Source organism: Thermogemmatispora sp., from assembly GCF_019683635.1.
Taxonomy (GTDB): domain Bacteria; phylum Chloroflexota; class Ktedonobacteria; order Ktedonobacterales; family Ktedonobacteraceae; genus Thermogemmatispora.
The window spans coordinates 20,650-27,964 of the sequence record NZ_JADGIA010000054.1 but is presented as its reverse complement, the minus strand read 5'-3'; the positions used below and the strand labels follow the sequence as shown (position 1 = coordinate 27,964).

6 protein-coding genes and 1 tRNA gene are annotated in these 7,315 nt (G+C 59.2%); 4 read left to right on the top strand and 3 right to left on the bottom strand.

Going from position 1 to position 7,315, the window contains the following annotated elements:
- Positions 1–522, bottom strand: a 522-nt coding sequence (locus IRZ31_RS08435) for an RNA methyltransferase (RefSeq protein WP_297152352.1), incomplete at its 3' end; no start/stop codon positions are given.
- A 306-nt stretch (positions 523–828) separates the two neighbouring features.
- Between IRZ31_RS08435 and IRZ31_RS08430 the strand changes: the two genes are divergently transcribed.
- The 3 genes from IRZ31_RS08430 (at position 829) to IRZ31_RS08420 (ending at position 4,459) form a co-directional block, all read left to right on the top strand.
- Positions 829–2,826 (top strand): ATP-binding protein, encoded by a 1,998-nt coding sequence (locus tag IRZ31_RS08430; RefSeq protein ID WP_297152350.1) that lies wholly within the window; start codon positions 829–831, stop codon positions 2,824–2,826.
- A 7-nt stretch (positions 2,827–2,833) separates the two neighbouring features.
- Entirely contained in the window at positions 2,834–3,694 is an 861-nt protein-coding gene (locus IRZ31_RS08425; protein ID WP_297152347.1) for a CehA/McbA family metallohydrolase, read from the top strand.
- Between the two features lie 414 nt (positions 3,695–4,108).
- Positions 4,109–4,459 (top strand): hypothetical protein, encoded by a 351-nt coding sequence (locus tag IRZ31_RS08420; RefSeq protein ID WP_297152344.1) that lies wholly within the window; start codon positions 4,109–4,111, stop codon positions 4,457–4,459.
- Between the two features lie 240 nt (positions 4,460–4,699).
- Here the strand turns inward: IRZ31_RS08420 and IRZ31_RS08415 are convergent, their stop codons facing one another.
- Positions 4,700–5,464, bottom strand: coding sequence for a PspA/IM30 family protein (locus IRZ31_RS08415; RefSeq protein WP_297152341.1), 765 nt, complete (start codon positions 5,462–5,464; stop codon positions 4,700–4,702).
- 294 nt (positions 5,465–5,758) lie between these two features.
- On the opposite strand from IRZ31_RS08415, the gene IRZ31_RS08410 reads away from it, so the two are divergent.
- A tRNA-Gly gene (locus tag IRZ31_RS08410) sits at positions 5,759–5,833 on the top strand.
- Positions 5,834–5,935: 102 nt separating this feature from the next.
- Here IRZ31_RS08410 and IRZ31_RS08405 read toward each other — a convergent pair.
- Positions 5,936–7,300 carry an MFS transporter gene (locus IRZ31_RS08405; protein WP_297152338.1) on the bottom strand — a complete coding sequence of 455 codons (1,365 nt, stop codon included), beginning with the start codon at positions 7,298–7,300 and terminating at the stop codon, positions 5,936–5,938.
- Between the last annotated feature and the right edge of the window lie 15 nt (positions 7,301–7,315).

Below are 7,315 nucleotides of genomic sequence, written 5' to 3'. Positions count from 1 at the left end.
GCGAATAATACCCTGAGCAAAGAGGGCGCCCATGCTGGCGCGGACGGCATTCGGGTCGTGGGGGTCGGCGCAGTGATCGAGCAGCATCACCCCTCGGGCGCCAGCCGCATCAGCAGTACGCAAGATTGTCCCGATGTTGCCCGGGTCCTGGGCGGCGTGCAGCGCTACCCAGTAGTCGCCAGGAGCTGGACGTAGCTCCTCCAGGCGCTGCCAGCGCTGACGGACGACGGCAGCCAGACCCTGGGGGCCCTCCTTCTGCGAGAGACTGCTGAAAACCGTCTCGCTTACCTCCAGTACGGGAATACCTGCCGTCTGTGCTTGCGCCACCAGGGAACGGGCGAAGTCGCTGCGCAGCAGGGAGGGCGCCACTACCAGCGTTTCAACAGGAGCCTCCGTCTGGAGCGCCTCCGCCACAAGGCGAATGCCTTCGATGAAGAAGCGGCCACTGCGCTCGCGCTCATGGCGCAGACGCAGGGCACGAATCGCTTTAATGCGTGGATTAGCGGGACTGGCAATCTGCATACACGAGTCTCGGCCAGGAGAAAAAGCAAAGGCGTCCTTCTTGGGTCTTGAAGCCTTCCTTCACGGCTGTCTAACGGCTGGTTTTGTCATCCTGGCCCCGCTTATCATACTGTCTCTCAGCCAGAAAGGCAAGTCCGTCCCGCCAGGCCTCTCTCGATCGGCCAGAGGAGCCGTTGCCGCCAGAGACGGCGGCAGCAAACGGCCTCTAGAGCGAGCTGAGTCCTGTATTTGTAAGAAGCTGCTGAGACTGTGCTATAATGAGCTTGACTCGCGGGTCTCATCTCGTCTTCAGGCATGAAGAGGGGAATGCATCGTGTGAAACAGCGATCAACCAGGCAGCAGGAGAGCAGCTTAGAGCAACAGCAGCGGGAGCTGCTCCGTCACATTATTGATATTGGTGCCTCATTACGCCTGGGAATGGATACCGATACGCTGCTCCAGCGTGTATCAGAAGCTGCCTGTAAGGCGCTGCGTTTTCGCTATTCGGCGCTTTATCTCAACAACGGGGCCGGTTTTTTTGAGGCGAGGGCCTCGGCTGGCCTCTCGCCGGAGCAGCATCGCTACCTGATCGAGCATCCGTTGCCCGAGGAGGCGCTCAACAAGCTGATCTGCGAGCGCTATCGCATCGGTAACTCCTACTTTATTCCCAAAGGCGACCCCATTTGGCGCAACGCGACGCTTGCCAGCTTCTTCATCATTGTCGATGATCGCGTTGAGGCGGTGCCCCTGGATTCCACCCCGCTAAGCGAGCCTGACCTTGGCCCCGAGTGGCAGGTTGAAGACTTGCTGATCGTGCCTCTGCGCGGCGCCGATAACTCTCTTCTGGGCTTCCTTACCCCCGATTCTCCCCTCAACGGCCTGCGCCCAACACTGGAGATTCTGGAGCTATTCGAATTGTTTGCCAACCAGGCAGCAATTGTCATCGAAGGCACCAGGCTTTACGAAGAGCTGAAGCGGCACAGCGAAGAGCGGGCGGCCCTCGTTAAGATCGGGCGAGCGCTCTCAGCCCCAGAAGACCCTGGGGACCTGCAGAGCATCTACCAGACCATCTATGAGCAGGTCGCGCCCATGATGCCCGTCGATGCCTTTTATATTGCCCGCTATGTGCGCGATGGCGAGGGTGAGAAGCTGGTGATGGACTTCTTAATCGATGACGGGGTTAAATATCCAGCGGTCGAGTTTGGTCTCATTCTGCCGCAGACGCATGATATTCTCTTTCACGAGCCGGTTGGCCGACTCATAACGACCAGCCATGAATTTCTCGAGTTTGCCGGCCTCACAGCGAGTGGCGAGGGGGCGAATCTGCTCGGCAACAACCGACCAGCGGAATCGATACTGTTTGTGCCGCTGCGCTATGGAGAAAAAGTTCTGGGGCTTCTCTCTGTGCAGTCCTATCGCCCTCATGCCTACACCCGGAGGCATCTGGAGCTGCTGAAAGAGATTGGCATTCAGGCGGCCATAGCCATGAACAACGCGCAGCTCTATACAGAATTGCGTGAAGCCCTCCAGCAAGCGCAGGAATCCGAGCGCCTCAAGAATCACTTCCTGATGACTGCCTCACACGAGCTGCGCACGCCGCTGACGGCCATCCAGGGCTATCTAGAACTCCTCGGAGATTTTGGGGAATCCCTGGATGAAGAGGCCAAAGCGCGTTTCGTCAACAATGCGCGTCGAGCTTGTGAGGAGCTAGTCCTGCTGCTTGGCAATGTGATGGATGCCAGCCGCATTGACCAGGATCGTGTCATGCTCAAGATGGAGCCAGTGCAGGTTATTCGTCCTGTCATGCTGATCCTGGAGATCCTGGAGCCGATCCTGGTGCGTGAGGAGCGGAGTATGTACATTGAAGTACCCGAGGATCTACAGGTGTGGGCTGATGATCTGCGGCTGCGTCAAATCCTCCTCAACATCGTTGGTAATGCGCTCAAATATACCCCGGTGGGGTCGCCCGTTGCCATTCACGCACGGCGTCTAAGCTGGGAAGAACTCTCTGGCCTCCTCTCTTTGGCGGGACAGCACCGTCCGACCAGGCCGCCTTCGGACGCTTTTGCCTTGATTGCGGTGCGTGACTGGGGACCAGGGATCTCGCGAGCAGATCAGGCGCGTCTCTTTACCAGGTTTATGCGCCTACCCAACGCTCTCAACAGTATGCAGCGCGGTGCAGGGTTAGGGCTATATCTCTGTCGTCAGCTGACCGAGGCGATGGGAGGCTCGATCTGGATGGAGAGCGAGGGGATCGCGGGCGAAGGCTCGACCTTCTACATCGCGCTGCCGCTCTATTCTGAGGAAGTGTGTAACAAGGAGTGAGTTGTAGGTGACGAAGGAACTCTCTTTTGCGACAGCCTATGATCATCAGACGAGCCCAGCCGGCACCATGACTTTAATGACTGCTGCTGGATACAGTCGTGCCGATATTCACATGCATACGAACCTTGGTGACGGTTGGGCCAGTCCGGCTCAGGTCATCAAGGAGGCGCGGCGTCGTGGTCTGCGTCTCATCGCCATTACCGATCACGACCATCTAGAGGGAGCCTGGCGCGTGGCCGAGTTGCTTGCCAGGGAGCAGGCTCTCGGCCTAAATGGAGACGGTCAGGAGGCAGCGACGCCCCTGGATCTGGTGATCGGGGTTGAGGTTACTACGCGTGATGGCCATCTTCTGGGCCTCTTTGTGGAGAAGGCCCCTCGTGCCCAGCGACCGGCGGAAGAGGCCATCGATGAAATCAAGGCCCAGGGAGGGCTGGTCGTCGTGCCCCACCCCTTCGGGCGCCTGGTACCTAGCCTGAGCCGGGTCAGGATCGAAGAATTGCTCAGCAAGGGCTACTGTATCGATGCCCTGGAGATGTACAATCCCTCGCCAGCCAATGCCTCGCAGCGCCATATGGTGCGCCTGGCTAACCAGGAGTGGCAGCTTGCCGAGGTGGGTGGCAGCGATGCCCATTTCTGGCAGCACATTGGCGTCGCCTATACCCTCTTTCCTGGACAGAGCGCGGAGGAACTGCGTCAGGCTATTCGCTTGCGACAGGCCACACCTGGCGGTCAAGAGGTACCGACGCCGCGCTTGCCACTGGGGGTCTATGTGGCGCAGTGTGCCTGGAGCTGGCTGGTTGATCCCCCACGGCGCGCTTGGCGTGCGCGTCGCAATCACCAGAATCATCGTGGAGTGGTGGTACGGTAAGGATAAGTGGCTGGGAAGTGATCGATGAGTGGGCTGGTGAGGTGCTCCCAGAAGGGCCTTACAGGCAGACCTCCAGCCCACGTATCCAAGCGGCTCGCCGTCGCGCCGCTCAAGACGCTCAAGGAAGAGCGTTCAGCGCCCACTTTCTTCCTCCTCCCTCGCGCCTCGTCTCTGCTCTTTTTCAGATGTGTCGCGTAACCCCCTGGGTGATCTGCTCCTGGGGCCTCGACTCGCCGATGGCCCTCAGCGGACAGCGTCCCGTCCAGCTGGTGGAGTAGGTGGTAGTAGGGAGGGAGAGGCTGCAGCCGCCCCTCTGGGAAAGATGAGTGACTCCTCAACCTGTTCAAGTAACATATAATAGAGGGTGATGAACGGCAAGCGGTAGCCGCTACCCTAGAAAGAGAGTAGGCATTCATGAACTTATACGAACAACTGCAGGTCATTCATGAGCGCCTGAACAACATCGGGGCCCATGAAGACAGCATTGCTCTGGTAGAAAAACTGCTCAGGCGAGCCGAACCCACCAGGTATGACCGGACCCAGATCTCGCAGATGCAGGTCTTAAGGCACATGCTGCGCATGCCTGATGTCATCGATAATTACGATATCTATAACGATCTGCAGGAGCTAATGGGAGAGCACTCCGAGGTCGAGCTGATGGCTCGTGAAGAGGCGGCGCCACCGGCGTATGAAGATACAACGCGCCGACCCAAGCCACGCTCCTACTATAAGGCACGCAAGGCCAAGGAGAAGAAAAGCAGCTAGATCTCAGCAATAGTTGCCTCTTCCCTTGGCCGTTTCTCTTCTGGAATGAAGAGCGCAACGGCGGCCAATCAGTAGTGTAATAAAGGCCGGGCGGACCACAGCGAAGGGGAAACGAAGGCCAGGGCCTCAGAAGCTGAAGGGCAGGGCAGAGTCTCCCTAAAGCGCAAGGAGGGTCGGGTCCTGGTTACCTGCGCTGCAACCTACAGCGCAGGGCAGCAGGCTGGGACCTGCCGAGAACACTTACGTTTCCGCTGGAGGGAGATGGCCTTGCCTCTCCGAAGCCGGCCTGTCTAACAAGAGCCGCTGCTTAAGAAGCTGGAGTTGTTGCTCTATTTGCTCGTCCTGATCAAGGCGAGCCAGCTCACGGTCGAGGGGATCGCCGCCAGCGGTTAGAAGCGGAGGAGAGAGGGGGCTGTCCAGTGTGCCCTGTTCGAGGAGAGAGTGCAAAGCGCTGGCGCGGGCCTCCGCGGTCAAGATCTTCTCCTGGGCGCGCTCCAGAGCGAGGCGCATTTCCGTCATCTCCGTGCTCAGTCCTGCGAGAGCCTCCTCAATACGGGCCTGGGCTTGAGCGGCGCTATAGCGGGCCTTCAAGACCTCCTTCTGCGAGCGAAACGCCTCGACCCTCATTCTCAATTGTTGCTCCAGCTCGATCAACTGCTCCTTTTGTGTGCGCACCTGCCCAAGCTGTTGCTCGTAGCTATTGAGCTGAGCAAGCAACAGCTCGCGACGCTGCAGAATCAAACGCGCCAGATCCTCACGATTAGCGCGAAGTGCATAAAAAGCTTGCTGCTCATAGCGCTCGGTCTGGCGCTGCAGCTCTGCTTGTTGAAGTTCCAGGCGTCTCTCGCTGGTAGCCACGTCGGCGACGGCGCGGCGAAGCTGCTGAAGCTGCTCCACTTGTTTCTGATAGGAATAATCGAGCACCTGCACCGGGTCCTCCGCTCGCTCAAGGGCGGCCTTGCTGCGGATGCGCAGCAGTAAAGCCAGACGTGAAAGCAAGCCCATGACTGTCTCCTCTCGTGCTGCTTCCGGTAAGGAAATCCCTGGTGGCCGTGCGCTTACTAACCTCTCGTTCGCGCTATTACTGATGGCCTTGCGCCCTACGCTGTGTTGTTTCGCTTGCCTGCCGGGCGGTGCTGTGCCGCCGGACGTCAAAGATATTGCCGTCGACATGATATCACAAACGAAGCTGCTGGTTCCCGACAACCTGGGGCTGGGGCGAAAAGCCAGTATATTCCCCCTCACCCTCTTGACATTTGCGACAGTGGGGGCTATAATAAATGCCGTCAAGAGTGAAACGCGGGCTTGGTGTAGCGGTAACATGCAACTTTCCCAAAGTTGAGATCACGGGTTCAAATCCCGTAGCCCGCTCCAAGGTTTCTGAGAACGCCCCGCATTGCGGGGCGTTCCTTTTTCTGTTTTCTGTCCCCTGCCAGTTCTCCTCAGTGGTCGATTCCTTCCCGGAGTGAGCGGTCCTTATCTGGTCTCCACCCCCAGCTGGCGGCGTTCCTCCAGAGCGCGCTGCATCTGCTGCATATCGCGGGCCACCGTCCGCAGGCCCAGGAGGCAGATCAAACCGGCCAGGAGCAGAGCGCTGGGGGCGGTACTGAGCAGAGCGAGGTGGAGAGAACTGTGCTCCTTCAGCAAGCCGATCAGAACAGGAGCTGAGGCATCTCCAAGCAGATGGGCGAGCAGTAGGGCGAGGCCCAGAGCTGTGGCGCGTACTTCTGGCAGCACTACGTCCTGTATTACAGCATTCAATGGGCCAGTACAGAAATTGAGGGCCACGCCAGCCACAAAGAGCGTTGCCCCGAAGAGGAGCAGCTGGTGGAAGAGGAGGGCTAACAGGGCCAGAGGCGCGCCGATCAGGAAACCCAGTGTAGCCACCAGCAAACGGCCCTGCGCGAAGCGGCGCTGGGCGCGATCTGCCAGCAGGCCGCCGAGCACGGTACCGATCAGACCGCTCCCGACCAGGAGGGCACCCGCCAGCAGCCCGGCCTGGCTCAGAGTGAGGTGGAAATCCAGAAAGAGGTAGGTTGGCAACCAGGCTGAAGTTCCCCCGATGGTAAAGAAGCTGCAGATGAGGGCGCCCAGGAGCACCCAATAGGTAGGAATACGCAAAATGGCTCGGGCCTGGCGCCAGAAATCGCCGCTCAGACTGGCATGGCCCTCAGCCACTAACGCAGACGAAGAAGCTTCAGCTTGCCCCTGAGCCTCATCCTCCTCGAACGAGCCACGCGCAGGCTCATAAAGGCGCCAGGCCAGAAAAGCCACCACCAGCCCTGGCAGCCCAACCACATAGAAAGCCCAGCGCCAGCCGAGTGTATCGGCGATCAAACCGCCGATTACGAAGCCCAGAGCCGAGCCGATCAAGGTCGCCGCCGCCCAGTAGGAAAGGACACGTCCACGCTGAGCGCGCGGGAAATAGTCACCTAGCAGCGAGAGCGAAGCGGGCGCATAGCCAGCCTCGCCGATACCGAGCACCGAGCGCGTAATGAAGAGCTGGATGAAATTGCGAGTCAATCCAGTAATAGCGGTGGCGAGGCTCCAGATGCCGACACAGAGACTGACGATGTTTTTGCGTAGCGTACGGTCGGCCCAGATACCCAACGGCAAGGTGGTCAGTCCGTAGACGAGCAAGAAGGCTGAATTCAGGAGGCCGGCCTCGAAATCGCTAATCTGCAGATCGTGCTGGACCCGAGGGAGAATCGCCGGTAGAATATAGCGATCGGCGTAATTGAGCATATTCACCACTAGCAGAACAACCAGAGCAAAGCGTGCCTCGGCGCGTGTAGGCCGCCGTAGGCGTTGGCCTCTAGAGGCCGGGGTGACGGCGGTCATGTATCAGTGAACTCC